The organism is Ignavibacterium sp., from assembly GCF_025998815.1.
Classification (GTDB): Bacteria; Bacteroidota; Ignavibacteria; order Ignavibacteriales; family Ignavibacteriaceae; genus Ignavibacterium.
Genome location: NZ_AP026678.1, coordinates 338,652 through 356,764, shown reverse-complemented (window position 1 = coordinate 356,764; position 18,113 = coordinate 338,652). Strand labels below are relative to the sequence as shown.

General features: G+C 33.4%; 15 protein-coding genes. All 15 read right to left on the bottom strand.

Translation table 11 applies throughout. The features are described 5' to 3' along the window. Positions 1–18 precede the first annotated feature (18 nt). The 15 genes from Q0X14_RS01435 to Q0X14_RS01365 all read right to left on the bottom strand — a co-directional run bounded on the left by Q0X14_RS01435 (position 19) and on the right by Q0X14_RS01365 (position 18,112). Positions 19–591 carry a cytochrome c3 family protein gene (locus Q0X14_RS01435; RefSeq protein ID WP_014560251.1) on the bottom strand — a complete coding sequence of 191 codons (573 nt, stop codon included), beginning with the start codon at positions 589–591 and terminating at the stop codon, positions 19–21. A gap of 235 nt (positions 592–826) precedes the next feature. After that, the gene (locus tag Q0X14_RS01430; RefSeq protein ID WP_297841453.1) at positions 827–1,111 is read right to left on the bottom strand and encodes a hypothetical protein; all 285 of its coding nucleotides are present in this window, start codon (positions 1,109–1,111) and stop codon (positions 827–829) included. Between the two features lie 13 nt (positions 1,112–1,124). Next, positions 1,125–2,771 carry a S41 family peptidase gene (locus tag Q0X14_RS01425; protein ID WP_297841448.1) on the bottom strand — a complete coding sequence of 549 codons (1,647 nt, stop codon included), beginning with the start codon at positions 2,769–2,771 and terminating at the stop codon, positions 1,125–1,127. Between the two features lies 1 nt (position 2,772). Continuing rightward, positions 2,773–3,390, bottom strand: a complete 618-nt coding sequence (gene tmk / locus Q0X14_RS01420) for a dTMP kinase (RefSeq protein ID WP_297841445.1) — start codon at positions 3,388–3,390, stop codon at positions 2,773–2,775. A 21-nt stretch (positions 3,391–3,411) separates the two neighbouring features. Then, on the bottom strand, positions 3,412–4,323 hold the full coding sequence (locus tag Q0X14_RS01415) for a hypothetical protein (protein WP_297841442.1): 912 nt from the start codon (positions 4,321–4,323) through the stop codon (positions 3,412–3,414). Position 4,324: 1 nt separating this feature from the next. Next, positions 4,325–5,041 (bottom strand): BMC domain-containing protein, encoded by a 717-nt coding sequence (locus Q0X14_RS01410; RefSeq protein WP_297841439.1) that lies wholly within the window; start codon positions 5,039–5,041, stop codon positions 4,325–4,327. Then, the gene (locus tag Q0X14_RS01405) at positions 5,034–5,318 is read right to left on the bottom strand and encodes a BMC domain-containing protein (RefSeq protein ID WP_297841437.1); all 285 of its coding nucleotides are present in this window, start codon (positions 5,316–5,318) and stop codon (positions 5,034–5,036) included. Before Q0X14_RS01405 ends, Q0X14_RS01410 begins: the two co-directional genes overlap by 8 nt. A gap of 50 nt (positions 5,319–5,368) precedes the next feature. Next, a complete protein-coding gene (gene ruvX / locus Q0X14_RS01400) occupies positions 5,369–5,800 on the bottom strand; it encodes a Holliday junction resolvase RuvX (RefSeq protein ID WP_297841434.1) in 432 nt (143 codons plus the stop codon). Further along, positions 5,797–7,971 carry a bifunctional (p)ppGpp synthetase/guanosine-3',5'-bis(diphosphate) 3'-pyrophosphohydrolase gene (locus tag Q0X14_RS01395; protein ID WP_297841432.1) on the bottom strand — a complete coding sequence of 725 codons (2,175 nt, stop codon included), beginning with the start codon at positions 7,969–7,971 and terminating at the stop codon, positions 5,797–5,799. The genes ruvX and Q0X14_RS01395 overlap by 4 nt, the downstream gene beginning before the upstream one ends. A gap of 81 nt (positions 7,972–8,052) precedes the next feature. Then, the gene (locus Q0X14_RS01390; RefSeq protein WP_297841430.1) at positions 8,053–9,072 is read right to left on the bottom strand and encodes a hypothetical protein; all 1,020 of its coding nucleotides are present in this window, start codon (positions 9,070–9,072) and stop codon (positions 8,053–8,055) included. Continuing rightward, on the bottom strand, positions 9,059–9,685 hold the full coding sequence (upp, locus tag Q0X14_RS01385) for a uracil phosphoribosyltransferase (RefSeq protein ID WP_297841427.1): 627 nt from the start codon (positions 9,683–9,685) through the stop codon (positions 9,059–9,061). The genes Q0X14_RS01390 and upp overlap by 14 nt, the downstream gene beginning before the upstream one ends. After that, positions 9,682–11,007, bottom strand: a complete 1,326-nt coding sequence (der, locus tag Q0X14_RS01380; RefSeq protein ID WP_297841424.1) for a ribosome biogenesis GTPase Der — start codon at positions 11,005–11,007, stop codon at positions 9,682–9,684. The genes upp and der overlap by 4 nt, the downstream gene beginning before the upstream one ends. A 45-nt stretch (positions 11,008–11,052) precedes the next feature. Beyond that, positions 11,053–11,913, bottom strand: coding sequence for a hypothetical protein (locus Q0X14_RS01375; protein ID WP_297841422.1), 861 nt, complete (start codon positions 11,911–11,913; stop codon positions 11,053–11,055). A gap of 9 nt (positions 11,914–11,922) precedes the next feature. Then, entirely contained in the window at positions 11,923–15,045 is a 3,123-nt protein-coding gene (locus tag Q0X14_RS01370) for a biopolymer transporter Tol (protein ID WP_297841420.1), read from the bottom strand. Positions 15,046–15,076: 31 nt separating this feature from the next. Continuing rightward, positions 15,077–18,112: a T9SS type A sorting domain-containing protein gene (locus Q0X14_RS01365; RefSeq protein ID WP_297841418.1), complete on the bottom strand. Its 3,036-nt coding sequence runs from the start codon at positions 18,110–18,112 to the stop codon at positions 15,077–15,079. Position 18,113 lies beyond the last annotated feature (1 nt).

Genomic DNA, 18,113 nt, shown 5'->3' with positions numbered 1-18,113 from the left:
AAAACTCATATAAAGTTCCTATCTGTGACATGCTGAACAATACTCCGGTCCTTTCTTAATTTGATCTTTAAGTTCCGGAAATTTATCGTGGGCATTTCTATGACAATTAAGACAGCTTCCCATCGTGAATGAATTCATCTGTCCTACTTTTTCCATTTGAGTTATTTCACCGTGACAAGCAGTACAATCAATTCCTTTATTAACATGAACTGAGTGATTGAAGTATGCATAATCCGGGACTTTATGAATTCTTTTCCAGGGAAGTGGAATTCCATCTCTGTAATATTGAGTAAGTTTAATTATTTCGGGACGATCTTTTCTTGCAACTGTATGACAATTCATACAGGTTGCAACTGCCGGTACACCTGCAAAACGGGATTTATCCACATTCGTATGGCAATACTTACAATCAATTTTCATATCACCAGCGTGAAGCTTATGAGAGTAATTGATTGGTTGAACCGGTGTATAGCCAACTCCGTCTCTCTCTGGTCTTGAGACAAAGTAGGTTAATGTGAATGAAGAAATAATAACAAAAACAGTTAATGGAAGTCTGTTTCGCAGGATATAATCAAGTAAAGATTTCTTCATTAATTGTCCAATAAATTTAAATTTATGTGAATTAAAAGAAGGCTTTTCCTTCTACAATTACAATACTTTTTTGCGCGGATTAGTTACCAAGGATTTTTATTGCAGCCCTGGTTTGATAGATACAAATAGTTTACAAATTTGTTGCGTAAAATTATTAAAAGATGATTATAAAACAAAAGTTATGATAGTGGAATATTTTAAGAAAATTATTTAATACTACTATTAGTTGAATGGATTAAAATATTCTTATAAGAACCTGATAAGTTATTATCACTGCAAAAGCAATTATTGCTGCATACATTAAAAGAGCTTTAAGTGAATGCAAGGTAAATGAAAATGTGCTTATATATCCTCTCCAGCCACAACTTCTGCATCGGAAAGTATGATAAAATCCAAGTCGGTTAATCAGTTTTTCTTTTTTATTTCTGGAGTGAGATCTTTTTAGTGTATTTAATGATTTACACGAAGGACATGCCCCCAAAACCGGATTTCTTTTCCAGACAACTGCCAGACTTTTCATTTTTTCTCCCCGACTATAATCCTTTGTTTAATAATTTATTAAATACTGATTCATTCTTGAAAAGTGTAATTGCTGTACTGAATTGTTTGTCGTATTTCAGTGATTCTTCAAGTCCCTTTTGCTGATTATAGTATCTATTAGCTAATTCAATTTTGATGTAACTTAAAATTTCACTTTTGTGTTTATCAAGTTCTTTTTCAAAATAGTTTTTCAGCTCATCTTTCAGTTTATTTGCTGCATTAAGAATCTTTCCGTTTATTTTGTTTTTGTCAAGGTCTTCAATAAGTGCATTAAGTTTCTTTTCAACTTCCGGCGTATAGTTAAATTCTTTACTCTTTATATATGAAACAAATTCACTGAAGATTTTATTATCGTTCAAATTTTCAAATCCGGTTGATTGGTTTTGGTAATAGAACTTATCAGCAAAATCAAAAATGATTCCCTTTGCGAGAAGTTCTCTGGTTATCTCTCCTTCAATTTCAAATTTAACCAGAGTGTCTGGAGTTATTCCTCCGGCGCTGTAAACTTTGCGATTGTTATCTGTTGTAAATTCCGATTTATCATCAATCAATGGTGTATTAAATACTTTATTCTTTTTTGAGTAATCAATTTTCTGAATACATCTTCCGCTTGGAGTGTAATATTTTGCTGTTGTTATCTTCAGTGAAGTGTTATAAGAAATGGGAGTAATTGTCTGAACCAGTCCTTTACCGAAAGATTGCGTACCAAGAATAATTCCCCGATCATGGTCCTGAATTGCACCTGCTACAATTTCAGAAGCTGAAGCACTGTTTTCATTTATCAGCACAATAAGTTTCTCATTCGGAGCAATTGGTTCTTCCTTTGCAAAATATTTTTTCTCACTGCTGGGTTCTCTTCCTTTCGTAGAAACTATCAATAAATCTTTTTTCAGAAATTTATTACAAACATCAACCGCAACATCAAGCAAGCCACCAGGATTTCCTCTTAAATCAAGTACAATAGATTCAATTGGTTTTTCTTCTTTCAGTTTCTTTAATGCGTTTTTAATTTCTTCAGCAGCCGAACGACTGAAATTGGAAAGTTTTAAATAAACATTATTCGAATTTGCAGGATAGAAACCAGCATAAACCAAATTACGAATAATAATTTCCTCACGGACGATATTGAATTGTAATGTATCTTTTTCATTATTACGCAGAACTTTAAGCTGAACAGTTGTTCCCGGCTCACCTTTTACTTTTGCTGAAAGATTATCAATGTCAGAAGATGTTATTGGTTCACCATCAACTTCAATTACAACATCACCTATTCTTAATCCTTGTTTCTGAGCTGCATAACCTTCAAGTATTTCAGTGATTGTAACACGGTCATTTCTTACACCGATAGTAACTCCTATTCCACCGTACTTTCCATTGGTCATTAAATCAATATCTTCCTGTTTACTTTCGTCGATAAATACAGTGTAAGGATCAAGAGATTTAAGCATTCCCTTGATTCCTTCGCGCATAAATTCTTCAGGGTTTATTTCGTCAACATAATTGAATGAGATTTCTTTATATACCTTTCCGAATAATTCCATATTTTTAGAAATCTCATAATAGATATCGCCACTTCGCTGGATATAAAATCCTAATATCAGAGATGAAATAAGGACAACGATAAAAAATGTTTTTTTCATATTAACTTCGCTCAAGTTCTTCAATGTAATTAATGATTAACTTATGAATTTCTTCTATTGATTTTGTCCCATCAATTATTCTGAATCTTTTTTCGTTTTTTGCAAGAGTAAGATAGCCATTCCTTACTTTTTCAAAAAAGTCATTCGATGATACTTCTATTCTATCGAGTTCCTGATGAGTTTTTTCTGCTTTTCGTTTAACTGCAACAGAAACAGGAATATCAATTATGAAAGTTATATCAGGAATTGTATCACCAATTGCAAGTTTATGAACATTCAATACAGCTTCTATCGGAAGTCCCCTTCCAAATCCCTGATAAGCTGTTGATGAATCGTGAAACCTGTCAGATATAACAACAGAACCTTCCTGAATAAAAGGAACAATTTTTTCTCTCACAAGCTGCGCTCTGCTTGCAGAAAATAAAAGCAACTCAGTCTCCATAAACATTTTGTTGTTTTTCTTATCAAGCAGAAGGTCACGAATTTTTTCAGAGATTTCTGTTCCACCTGGCTCGCGAATTACTTTTACTGATTTACCTTTTCTCTCAAAATAATTTTTTAATAGTTCAACTTGAGTTGACTTACCGCAGAAATCTATTCCTTCAAAAGTTATAAACATAAAATTTAAGATAAAGATGAGTTAAAATTTTTTAATTACATATTTCAGTTTGTCAGGTCTGACTGATAACAAATTTAAATTTTCAGGCGATTGGATTTCAGGCTTTACAAAACCAAGAGTATCATTTACTACTGAGTTATAATCCACCGTTGCAATTATATCATTCAAACTTACTTTACCAAGAATATTTACTCCTCCACGAAATGTACAAGATATCGTATTCGGAATAAGAATTACATCAACATTTTCAGGTTTGTTGATAACACTTACAGGAATATCATTAATTGAATTTTCAACAATTCGCTGAACATCCAATGTTACATTTACAAATTTCAGATCTGTTTCAAAACCTCGCAGTTCTTCAAGCTCTGCTATAAAATTAGTTTTCTGGTCAAGATTTTTTAATGAAATTTCTTTAGTACTGTAAGTTTCCATTTTTTTAATAACACTACCCGGACCCCGGATTAAAACTGAGTCCGGTTCAACTAAAACCTGCGTTGCTAAACTATATCCTTCCTTAAAGTCAAGTTTAAGTTTTGGGATAATTTTTAATTTCTTTTCAACAATTGGTTCAACAACTATCCGGATATTTTTTGGATTAATATCAAGAATATTAATTCCTGATGTAAACCAGGGATTGTTTTCTACATTAGCTAGAAGATTTGCAGTTATTACTCCGCTATCCCCTTTTACTGAAACATAGAAGTATTCCGTCGAACCTAATTCAAAAGACATTAGCTTCCATCCATCTCCTTTTAATCTTACTGTGATAGTCTCGGGAAGATTATTTCCAACGCTATAACCCGAAGGTAAATCAATGATTGCAATTGGAAGTTTATAAGTTGAATAATATTCATCCGAAAGAGCTATGCTTACCCAAACAGTTATAGAGAATAAAACTGAAATAATTACTATGTAAATTTTTTTATTCAATTTATTCAGGTAAAATTTGTTTGAAGTAAACCATCAGTTCATCACGATTAGCTCTTGAAATCTGTCTGCCTTTTATCGGGAAGTTATCAAAATCTCTTGCTGCTCTTCTCAGTTTGTGGACATTCAGGCCATCAAGATCTGAAAGTTTTTTGATGTCATAAGATTTTGTCTTTTCAGTTTTATCTGAAACTCTTTCGCTAACTTCGATTGCCTTTTTTCCGAGAGCTTCAAGTCTCAATCTTTCAATCGTACTTGATAATGTTTCATCAGTTGAGTGTTGTTTAATTTCTTTTTTTGATTTATCCGATTTCGAATCAATAGTTATTGGTTTTCTCCTGGAAGAAACTTTTCTTACTGAAATAATTTTTTCAGGTTTGTTAGTTGTGTGGATTTGTAATGTAGTTTCAGTAAAGCTCTCCTTAATTTGTTTTTTGTGAGAAGATTTATTTCCATTAACAAAAAATGCTTGCTCAATTACTGGATTAATTTTTTCCAACACGCTGTAACTTACTACGGAAGAAATCTTATTAGCATTTTCAACCGCAAGATTAACTGCATAATTAATCTGAGGTAAAGTACCTTTTAATTTTAATATCACATTTCCGTTTTTGATTTCTTCCAGCCCAATTGAAACAGATGCATTTTTAAGTAGTGTATCAACCGTAAAAATTGATGCACAAAATCCTTTCACTTCAACAAGTCCAAGTGAATTATTCATCTTTTTCTCCTTCAATAAAGTTGAACAATTCATCGTGTGGCACTGCAATAACTGATTTTGCAACAAGAGAATTTTTCTCATTGCAATGACCTGCTCCAAAATCAATTGCCTGCTGAACTGCTCCCAATTCGCCTTTTATAAAGACTGTGGTGTAGCCATTTAATAATTGCCTCACATTTGCCAATGAAACTTCAAATTTATCAACCATCAGATGTGCAATTTCAACGGCACTGCTGAGAGAATTTGTTTCGATGATTCCAAGTGATTGTTTAAGCATTGATGTGCTCCCAATATCATTTATTCATATCAAAAATAAGAGGACTAATTTTAATTATCAATTGAGTCAAGATATTCAGAGAGAATTATTGCCGCAGAATGCATATCAATCAATCCTTTGTCCTGTCTTTTCTTTTTACTTTTTACTGAATCAATAATTCTTTGTTCTGCAATTCTGGATGTATGAGTTTCATTCCATAAAATAATTTCAATATCAAAATTTCTTTCTAACTCAGATTTAAAGTCGAATACATTTTTATAAACTGATTTTTTTTCGTTTGCGGATTTATCTGGTAAACCAAGTATTATTTTTTCTACAGATTTTTCCTGAATAATTTTTTTCAGGTTAGAAAATAATTTGTCATCATTAGGAAGTGTTGTGAATGGCGAAGCAAATTTTTTTAGTGGGTCACTTAATGCAATTCCTATTCTCTTCAAGCCGAAATCAATTGCCATTATCCTGGTCAGGTTTTCATCAATCATAATGTGCTTTCAAATCTTTCAACTGAAAAAATGCCCTGTACTTTTTTAAGTCTTTCGATAATTCTGTTAAGATGTTCGAGATTCTGAACATAAAGAGTTACACTTCCTTCGAAAGTTGAATCTGTTGTGTTGATGTTGATTGACTTTATGTTAGTGTTGCGATAAGTAACAATTGTATGCGAAATATCATTTAATATTCCGGGTCTGTCTTCACCTCTGATAGTCAGACCGGCAACAAATAAATTATCTTCTGTTTCAGGCCATTGAACATTAACAAGTTTTGAAGAATCAGCAACAGAAAGATTCAAAAGGTTAACACAATTTTTTCTGTGGATTTTTATTCCTTCTCCAACTGTAATATATCCGATTACGGGATCACCAGGAATCGGATTACAACATTTTGCATAAGTGTAAAGTATTCCGGATTTCTTACCATCTACTAAAATTCCCCCAATGTCACTTCTTGCACCGTTTGCAAATTTTTCAAATTGAAGCTCTTTTTGTTTCTCTTTCTCTTCTCTCTCTTTGTTTGCTGTAATCACATCGTCAACATTTATTAAGCCCTGAGCAATTGCTTTAAAGAATTGTCTGAGATTATCGTACTTATTCAAGTGAGCCAATCGTAGTAATTCATCAGCATTGAATGAAAGTTTAAACTTCTTGATTTTTTTCTCCCAAATCTCTTTTCCTTTGTCAATTATCTCCTGCTCTTCTTTGTTTAACCATTTTCTTATTTCGTTTCTTGCTTTGTGAGTTTTTACAAACTTCAACCAGTTTTTATTTGGATGCTGATTTTTTGATGTAATAATTTCAACCTGATCTCCGCTATGAAGTTCAGTGTCCAGAGGAACAATTTTACCATCTACTTTTGCTCCGATACAATGATGACCAACTTTACTGTGAATCTCAAATGCAAAATCAACAGGCGTTGAACCAACAGGCAATCTTCGTAAATCTCCCTTCGGTGTAAAAACATAAATTTCATCCTGATAAAGATTAAGCTTAAAGCTTTCCATCAATTCTTTTTTCTGCTCATCCTTAGATGCATTTTCAAAAATATCACGAATCCAGTTAACCCAATTTTCCAATTCTTTATCAGAAGCAGTTTTACTTTCTTTATATCGCCAATGAGCTGCAACACCTTTCTCAGCAACCTCGTGCATTTGGCGTGTTCTTATCTGAACTTCAACAAGTCTTCCTTCAGGACCAACTACAGTAGTGTGAATTGACTGATAATTATTTGTTTTCGGAATAGAGATATAGTCTTTGAAACGATCAGGAACAGGAAGATAAATCTGATTAACAATTCCAAGTACAGTATAGCAGGCATTTGCATCATCGGTATCAAGTATAATTCTTACAGCAAATAAATCATAAATTTCTTCGAAGGGTTTATTTCGTCTGACCATCTTTCGGTAAATACTGTAAAGATGTTTTGGCCTTCCGCTTAATTCATATTTGAGTTTATATTCATTTAATTTTTTAATGATTGGCTCAGAAAATTTTTTGATGTATGCTTCTCTGTCTTTTCTTTTTGCTTTTAGTTTTCTGGCAAGTTCTTCATAAGCTTCTCTGTTCAGAAATTTGAATGATAAATCTTCAAGTTCCCATTTTACTTTTGCCAATCCAAAACGATGAGCAAAAGGTGCATAGATTTCAAGTGTCTCCTGTGCAATTCTTCTTTGTTTATCGGGATTAACAAATTCAAGAGTTCGCATATTGTGCAATCTGTCAGCAAACTTCACGAGAATAACACGAACATCTTTAACCATCGAAAGCAATAGCTTACGATAGTTTTCTGCTTTAGTAATTTCGTGTCCTCTGAAAATGCCGCTAATCTTTGTAACACCATCAACAATTTCAGCCACTTCTTTTCCAAATTCTTTCGAGAGAATTTCAAGTGTAAATTCTGTGTCTTCAACTACATCGTGCAGAAGTGCACTTACAACAGTAATATCGTCGAGTGGAAATTCTTCAACTACAATATTTGCAACTTCATACGGATGTGTAAAATATGGCTCACCTGATGCACGAAGATCATTTTTATGCGCTTCGAGACTGTATTCAAATGCTTTTGTAATTAATGCTTCGTCAACTTTAGGCAGATTTTTTCTGCAGTTGTTTAACAAAGCATCCAGCATTTTTTGATATTTAGGATTTTCCAGAGCCATTTAGATAGTATGTTAATTTTTCGGTTGGAATTTACTTTTTTTTTCGGATTACTTAAAGTCAGGTGTATTGGAGGGCAATAATTAATAACTGCTTAATTCCTTGTATAAAGTTTGAACTCTCTTTAACCTTTTCTCCAACTTATCTTTTTCATAATCAGAGTAATTTCTGATTTTCAGAATTTCTTCGCATAATTTCTTTGCCTCAGATTTTTTACCAATCTTATAGTACTGCTGAGCAATGATATGTTTAAGTGTAACTTCGTTTATTTTATTTGATTTTAATGTATCAGGAAAAGAATTAAGTACTTTGAAATATTCATTTATCGCTTTTTGAGTATCAATATCTTCATACGCTCTTGCTAATCCCCATCTGAAAATTCTGGATTCGGGATATTTGATAAGAGCTTTCTCGGCAAGTTCAATAGCATCTCCAAAACGCTCACGATCAATGTAAATCCAGATTAAAGAATTTACAGCAAGATGATAATTATATGAAGAATTTTTAACAGCAATTGTTAAGAATTTTATTCCCAAATCTTTTTCATCATCAATGAAAGGAAGCCAGTTTAGAAATTCTGTTTTTGCGCTCTTCCAATATTTGAAAGTACCAATTGCAATATAAGCATCGTGAAAAGAACTATCAGTTTCAAGAATAGCTTCAAAAAGAGAAATTGAATTTAATCCTGTAGAAATCGCCTGAAGCCAGCTACCTCTGATTGCATCGTAGTAAGCGATGTAACCTTCTGTAAGTGCTAAAAAATATTTATTCCAGATATTCTTTTCATCTTTTTCTATCAGCTTTTTTGAAATTGATTTTGCTGACTCAAGATAATCAGTAATTAAATTGTGATTGTATGGTAACTCATAATCGTAGCTTTTAGCAATCTCAGTTGCAGCAAGATAAATTTTGCCAAGTGGAATATCGCTTCTGACCTTATCTAATTCAGAAAAGATTTTTTTCGCATCGTCATAATTTTGATTAATAATCTTGTCAATTCCCTTTCGCAAAAGTTCATCAACTTTGCAATCAGGATAAGATTGAGCTGACAGAGAAACTGTAAGAATAAGAAAGGCAGAGAAAATATTTCTAAAGAGTGCCAAAAGTCCTGTCACCAGCATCACCTAATCCGGGTAGTATGTAACCTTTGTTATTCAATTCTCTGTCTAAAGATGCCGAATAAATTTTAACTTCAGGATGATCGGAGTTTATTCTTTGAACACCTTTCGGAGCGGCAACTATACACGCAAAATAAATCGTCTGCGCACCTCTGTTTTTAAGATATGTAATAGCACCTGAAGCGCTTCCGCCGGTTGCAAGCATTGGATCAAGAAGTATAGTATCGGATTTTTCAAGTTCAGAAGGAGTTTTGAAGTAATATTCAATTGGTTCCAGAGTTTCTTCATTTCTCTGCAAACCAATATGACCAACTTTAGAATCGGGAATGAGTTCAAGAAACCCATTCACCATACCAAGTCCTGCTCTTAAAACCGGAACAAGCACAATCTGTTTCTTTAATTTGTATCCAATTGTTTTCTCCAAAGGAGTTTCAACTTCGGTTTGTTCAAGAATAATGTTTTTGGAGATTTCCGCTGCAAGAAGATTTGATATTCTTTGTAAAGCAGACCTGAAAATTTCCGGTTGAGTGTTTTTATCCCGAAGTATCGTTAAATCTTTTTTAATTAAAGGATGATCAACTATGTAAAAGTTTTTCATTTAAACTCTTTTGATTTTGATTTGAATGATAATGTTAAAGGAACGCCTTCGAATCCATATTTTCTTCTCAACAGATTTTCAAGAAATCTTTTATAATGATCTGCAACCTGATTTGGATAATTCGTAAAGAAGAGAAAGATTGGATAATGAGTTCCAACCTGAGTAATGTATTTTATTTTAACTTCTCTTCCTGTTTTTGTTGCGGGTGGAGGATTCTTTTCAATCTCAGGAAGTATTTCATCATTTAACTGACTTGTTGGAATTTTTTTCTTCCGTTCTGCTTCAACCTGTTTGCTTAGTTCAATAAGTTTAAAGATTCTTTGCTTGGTTAATGCAGAGATAAAAATAATCGGAGCAAAATCTGCTGTACCTAATTTATTACGAATTGCTCTTTCAAACTGAAGTGCAGTGTTCTGATCTTTTTCAATCAAATCCCATTTGTTTACAGCGATGATTAATCCTTTTCTCCAACGGATAACTTCATCAATAATTTTTTGGTCCTGACTTTCAAAGCCAAGTTTTGCATCAATCATAACGATTGCTACATCACATTCACCAATTGCTTTATAAGTTCTGATGTTTGAAAAAAATTCGATACTCTCCTGAACTTTGCTTTTCTTTCTGAGTCCTGCCGTATCAATCAGAATTATCTCTTCACCATAGTATTTGAGAATTGAATCAATGCTGTCTCTTGTTGTTCCGGGAATGTCAGTAACAATACTTCTTTCCTGTCCAAGTAAAGCATTAGTGAGAGATGATTTACCGACATTTGGTCTTCCTACAATTGCAATTTTTAGTCGAGGATCTTCCTGAATCTCTCCAATTTCCGGAAAGTCTGATGTTATGTCATCGAGTAAATCACCAAGTTGTCTTCCGCTTAAAGCACTGATGTTATAGATATTATCAACACCAATTTCATAAAATTCACTTAGTGCCTGCTTCTGAATTTCATTATCAACTTTATTAACAACGACAAAATATTTTTTTCCTGATTGACGAAGCATATTTGCTATGATTTTATCGATTGGATTTAAACCTGCTTTGAAGTCAAGAAGAAAAATAATTGAGTCAGCTTCATCAATTGCGGTTTCAACTTGTTCTCTGATTGCGGATTCAAAAAGGTCCGAAGATTCAGGCACATATCCACCTGTATCAATCAACCGAAATTTTTTACCAGACCAATCGCTTTCTCCATAATTTCTGTCACGCGTTACTCCACTGACATCATCAACGATTGCATCACGCTTTCCAAGCAAGCGATTGAACAGTGTGGATTTTCCAACATTAGGTCTTCCGACAATTGCTACAAGTGGTAATTTCATATTATTATTTCTGTATATGCAAAGAGAAAATTTTCTTATGCAAAATTACAGATTGTATTTGAGATAAACGGCAGGAAATAATTCCGTTTTGTTAGTTAACTGATAAGAATCCATCCTCACTTTAACAGCAAGGTTTTTATTAAACTGAACAGCAGACCAGACAGCATCAAGTCCGCTAAGAAAGTGATTTATATAAATTCCAATTACTGCTGCAGTTGACATATTATAAAAATCATTCGCATCGCCTCTTAAACCAGAATAATATTTGAATGCAGGTGAAATATCAGAGTTGTTGCTTCCTCCGTTAAAATCCCACCAACCCGGAGAGAACTGATGATACTTTCCAATCATTTCATAATACTGTTGTTCACCATGTCGGGCAAGCGTGTGAGAAAAACCTTGAATCTCCCTTTCAACCGAGTTGAGTTCTTCCCAACTTACTCTTTGCCAGGGTTTTAAATTCGGATCAGGATTTATCTGAATATTTTTATCTTTATACTGATTTATCCACTGTGCATATCTTACAACACTCCAGCCGGAATTATCTGTAACATTATCAGCATAATTTTCAAATTCTTCTGTCTTGCTATCACCTTTATTGTTATAAACAATAGCTGCAGTAATCAATCCAGCTTCAAGAACTCCGAAGATTGCTGCTTTTAGGTATTCTCCTGTGTAAAGCTCACCACTACCAGGAACTAATACAGAAAAAAGTCCGGCAAGTATTGGGGATTTTCTGTCAGATGATTGTTGTAAGTTTAACGGTGCTGCTTCAACAGATTTGTATTCTGCGAGAATAGTCTTAGCATCATAAGCGAGATTGCCTGTAACATTAGTTTGAATTTTTTTCTGAGCAAAGGAGAAGTTAACAGATACTAAAAACAAAAACACAAATAATTTATTCATTTTAATTCCTCATCTGATTTTTTTGTTACTTTCGAAATTCAGAATTTCAAAGCCGAAAAGAATTCCACCGTAAAAGCTCCATTCTTTTCCATACTTGATTGATTGATTGTTAACGACTCTTGTGAAATCATCCAATGCATAAGCAGCATGGAAGAAAATGCTTGTTGGAAATAAATAATAAGAGTTTAATTGCAATCTTAGTTCAGCTCCAACGCCTTTCTTAAATTTGTCTAATTCAGGAATTTTACCATTCCACGCATTACCAATATCAGCATTTACTGAAAAGAAAATTTTATCAATGTACAGATGCCCGATTTTTGTATCTATATTTCTAAGCAACGGGAATCTGTAAGTAAAATTAAGCCAGGCAACTTCATTCCCGCTGATTGCATAAAAAGGATAAGATTTCATGCCGATTAAACCACCAAGGTAGAAATCAAAAAAGTCCGGCACAGTCGGACCGAGTATTGTACCTAATCGCAATGAAGTATTAAATGTGTGTGAATTGAAAACAGGCAGATAAAGTCCTGTCTTTAATTCAAGTTTGTGAAAATTGAAGTCACGATAAAGTGGTTCAAGGAAACCATCTTTTATTGTGTACTCACCTTCAGAATTAAACTTGTTAAATTCATAATTGTAAGTAAGTTCTATATTCATTCCAACTGGATTGATGTCATCATCTTTTGATGGTGCAATTGAAAGCCAGGTATATTTGGCTTCAAGATTTCTTCCGATGAAATAATTATCCTTTGTTGAAGGATACAAAGTGTTATTCTCATCAGGAAGAATAAAACTTCCGAGAGTTGCCGTGTATGTTGAGAAAGTGAACTTCAATTGTAAGTTCTGATCCCGGCTGAATAACCTGTGGCGAACAATAAAATCTGCTTCAAATAAATCATAAGTTACATCTGTTGGAATGATGAAATCATAATTCACCACTCCACCAACTGTATCAGCACCAAAGAAAATATCCACACCGGCTTTGCGACTGATGCTGTAAAGCTCTACCGATAATTCCGGTCTTAGACCAATTGAAGTGAAAAGCGGAAGTTTGTTTTTATAATCAAACACTAAGAATAAATCTCGCTCAAGTCTGGTATTTATTGAGCCGCCGGCAAAAATGGCATAACGATTTAAGATATCATTAGATGAAACTAACAAACCGGGTTTTAGTTTTTCAGTAAACTTGTTGCCAGTGTTGTAATTATCGTATCGCAGAAACGGAAAGAAACTTAGATTCGAAAAAACACCGCTGTAACTTTTCTTTCCATAATCCGGCACTTCATAATCATTAAAGTTTTTTAAAGCAGTAATATTGAATTTATGAATATCACCATTTGGTTTATCTTCGTTCAGTGGTGGATTATCAATCCATACATAATTCATTCTTTCTTTAACTTTTTTTTGCTCATCTGAACTAATCAAAAATATTTTATAACCTGTTGAAGTGTAACCAGCATAAACAATATCGCCACTGGAATTTATAGCTGGCATAAATGCGCCACCCAAAACATTGGTAAGTTGTTTCTTCTCGTTTGATTTAAGATTAAGCGAGTAAAGATTAAAAATTCCCGTTTCGTCTGAAGCATAAACAATTTCATCAGATGATTTGAAAATTGCATTTCGTTCATCTTTCTCTGTAGAAAGTATGAATTCAACTTTACCACCATTCGAATTAATAATTGCAATATCTCGTGTATGATGATAAGAATAGTCAAAGATTATTTTTGAATCATCAGGCGAGAATTTTGGATTATAAACCTGCTCACCATTTGAATAAAAAGTTAACTGCTGAAAATTTTTTCCTTCAATATCAACTTTACCAAGATTTGTGGTACCATCTTTTTGAAAAATAAAAACTATACTTTTCCCATCATTCGAAACTGAAGGATGATTTGCACGGAGATTAAATGTCAGTCGAGTTTCTTTTTCTTTATCTATGTCATAAACATAAAGATCGTGTACATTATACCAGTTCGGATTATCATCACTGATTTTAGAATAAATAATTTTATTCGAGTTTGGAATAAATGAAAAAGTTGAGCGAACTCCACCAGCAATTGGTTTTTCTTTTTTCGTTTCAATATCATATTCAAAAATTGCAGCAGGACCAAAGTAATCTGATGTTTTGTTGGAAATGTAGTAAACTTTTTTCCCATCGGGAGAAAAAATCGGATAGAAATTTCCGAAACCGACTGAAGCTATTTGCTCGCCTTCAACTTTGTTTTCGATTACCTTTGATGAGCGATTTTTATAATCATTAACCAAAAATTCTTTCCATTCATTATAAAGTTCACTTCCATCTTTGCCGATTACTTTACTGAATGCTGCGTCAATGGTAAATGTCCCAAAGTTGCCAAGTGCTTTTGTAACTTCTCTGAGTTTTGATTCACCGTATCTCTGAGCAATGTATCTTGTAAAAGCGAAGCCGGAATTATAAACAGATTCATTTCCCAAACTTGTTTTTCCGAAAACACCCATTTCATTCCAGGTAAGCATATTTCCATCAAGAGCATAAGCTCTTAAAATCATATCACGATGAGTATCCCATCTATCATAATCAAATTCTTTTCGCATATATTGAGCAGTACCTTCTGCAAACCACGCAGGAACATTAATCATTGCAAGTGGATAAGAGATTAGTAGATTCGGAAATCCATAGAGAATATCGGGTCTTCTTTTATCTTCATAACTAAGTACCTGAAGAAAAACAGCAGGCAAACTTCTTTTGCTTTTCATTGCTGCCTGAATCTGAACCATATGCGTAAACTCGTGTGAGATTACATTCCGAAGCCAGTTATGAGTACCGCGCAAATCAAAGTCCAGAGCACTTGTCCAGATTTCAATTTTGTTATCAAAGAAATAAGTAGCACCGTTAGAATAATCATCAATATCTTTAATAACATAATGAACGACATCAGGTTCATATTCATATAAAGAACATATTGGATCCCAAACTTCATCAGCAATTTTAGCTACAACCTGAGCTGTTCTTTCAGCACCTTCGTGGTAATGTACCTGAACATGTTTGCCTTTTATTGTTAACCAATTCAATTCAGGATGGAATTCTGTAAATTGAGCAAAGAGAGAATTCGAAAGTAACAGAATAAATAAGATGAATGATATTCTCATAAGAATTTTATTTTCGAAAAAGAATTAAAGATTACTTGACAACTGCAATTTTGATTGTAACATTTTCGGTTTTACCGGAATTGCTGGTGGCTTCAATTCGGGCAAAGTAAACTCCGCTTTGAATATTTTTTACATTCCAGATAGTTTCATTATCAAAACCACCGGTAGCAAAGCCATTTAACTCTGCGACAAGTTCTCCTGCAAGGTCCAGTATTTTAATGTTAATTCTGGAATTTTCGGAAACATAATATCTGATAGCTGTTGAACCTTCATAAACAGGATTTGGATAATTATATGCTCTGTTCTTCGGAAAGAAATCTTCAACTCTGTTTATTGAGTTTGCATTTTTTAAAAATGAAGAATTGAATCTGTTAGCATATAGTTCAGACCAATCAATGTGTGATTGAATTGAAGATATTTTCCAGGCATAGAAATTATTTGTGCTATCCAAAACTCCAAGACAAGCACTTCCATCAAATGTAAAGAGAACAGGATATGAATTATTATTTTTTCCAATTGAGATTGGGAATCCATCAATTATTTTTCCGCTTCCACCATTCAATGCATAGATGTTTCCTTTTTTTGTGAAAGCAATTATTTCGGATTTAGAATCGCCTTCAATATCAGCAGCTAAAACAGAGCCGTTAAATTCATCACCAGATATTGTATATGGGAAATTATCCGCAATTGCTCCACGAAGATTATATGCAAATAATTTTTCTTTTGCTGGAATTATCAGATAATTATCACCATCATTCTTCAAATCAGCTAAAGCAATGGTAGAATAATCTTCCGAATAAGGTAAATCAAATGTATGAATTACTTCACCGTCGCTGACTTCGATTACTTTAAATTCATTTGCCCGTTTAGCAAGAAGCAATGTAATCAGATTTCCTCGTGAGTCAAGAGTGTTAACGAAATCTAAAATTATTGTTAAGTCAAAGTTTATTACTTTACCATCAACATAAATCAAACTGGAAAGATTTTCAGTTGAACCAAAATTTCCGCTTGCTGCTAATTTACCTTCATAAGAAGAAACTTTAGTAATAACAGTATTATCACGAATTGAAATTTCACTCTTTGGAATGTTATTACCTGATATCAGAGATAATAAATCATAAACAACAACTTTTCCTTCATCTGTGCCGAATAAAACTTCATAAGTTTCTGTTGGAGTTCTTCGAATCATTGGTGCTGTAGTTACACCAAATGGAAGTGCTAAGTTACCACTTGAAGATGTTGAACCATCATAAGACCAGAATGAAATTCTTGAAGGAACAATTAAAAGAGGATTGTAAGTAACTCCGATTATATATTTTACTCCACCAAACTGAGCACTAACCGGTTTAAAATCTGTAAAAGCTAAAACGCTATCAATCAGAATATTTCCGTTGTAAACAAATAAATCTTTTCCAAAGACAAAACCAAAAATATCATCATTATCACTTACAGATGTTATGAATTTTGATTGCTCGCCGGATAAGTTTTGAAGAAAGTAAACAGGTTTAATGATTGAATCACCATAAGCAACTTTAAAGCTCATCTTATTGCTATTTACTGAAAAATCAAAAACAGAAATTAAACTGTTGGCGCCTGTATTTGATTTTGTTGACGGTCTGGAATTTTTATCAAATCTGTTTTTATAAAGTTTGGAAGGATTACCATTGTACCATAAATCAAGTTCAGTTCCTTCACCGATAACTTCATCACCGAAAATTGTAAAAAATTTCTCTCCGATATCCTGAACACCATCAGCTTCTTCTACATCAACTCCGCGTAAATTTTTATCAGTGTTAATTTTATTCTGAGCAATCTTCTGGTTAATGATATTTTCATCAATGTGCCAAATCAAAATTCCGCTTCCCGGCAAAGCCCAATCAAATTCATCAACATCAATTACAACACCAGCAAGTGAATCTGTATCAAAACTTCTGTATCCTGTAGTATCCCTATCGAAATTTATAACAAATGTGTTCTCACCAATTTTGTATTTGACTGTTGAACCATCTGCAGAAGCATCGCGTTGCTTGTTCTCAATCAGATAATATTCTGAAGCGTTAATAGGAACTTTCAGAATGACTGTATCAGAAATCTGTGAAGTGAACTTTGTAACTAAATTTATATCATAATTTCCGGGAGTAATCTCAACAGGTGTTGCCCAACCAAGATAAATTTTTTCCCAGGCAGAAGGTTCGGGTGGGAAACAACCATTGTAAGCGAAAATGGATTGTCCGTCCATCAAACCAAATCTTCCTATTGCACTTAATCCCGTTTCAGTATCGAATAAATCCGGCAAACCTAAATGACTGGCAACTGTGGCACAAAGCAAACCATTAATTGTAATTTCAAAAAGTATTGTTCCTGATAATGTGCTCAATTCTCTGGACTCAGTTTCCGGAATTATTGCTGTGTTTGTGATTTTAAAATTTCCATTGTTAACTGGAAAACCATCAAAGTTATTTCCGAAAATTTCCTTTAAAGCATTTTCACTTAAGTAAACAGAAGGAAGATCTCTTTCATTACCCAAACTTCCCGGCAAAGTAATATCTCTTCCCACACCAGCGTGAAAAATTATGAATAAATCATATTGTGAAAAATCAAATGATGGATATAACTGATTTGCAATTGACCAGACTTCCTGTGAAAAATTTCCCAAAGGAGTAAAATCATTTGATTTTGGTGCAGGGGAATAATTACGCATCGTTTGCGATACAGAAAATGTATCGGGAAGAACAAAATATTCTACTGTGAGTTTATTGTCAGAAACTTTAGTGAAATAATTTTTAACAAACTCAAGATGAGATTCAAAGTAATTCCTGTCGTGTGGAAGCGGATCTAAAATACTGTTGCCATAATTCTGTGAATAAATACTCCCGAACTTTCCGTTTCCAAAAGTTGCAGCATCACGGTCTTCCTGAAAGTTAACCATAATTCCAAGAATTCTGAGAGTATCAGAGTTTAAAACTCTTGGTTTCCCGAGTGGTGCAACATTAAAAGTCCCATTAAAACTTTGGGCAGATAAACTGCCCAAAGCTACAAACAGCAAAAACAGGATTACTTTTTTCATT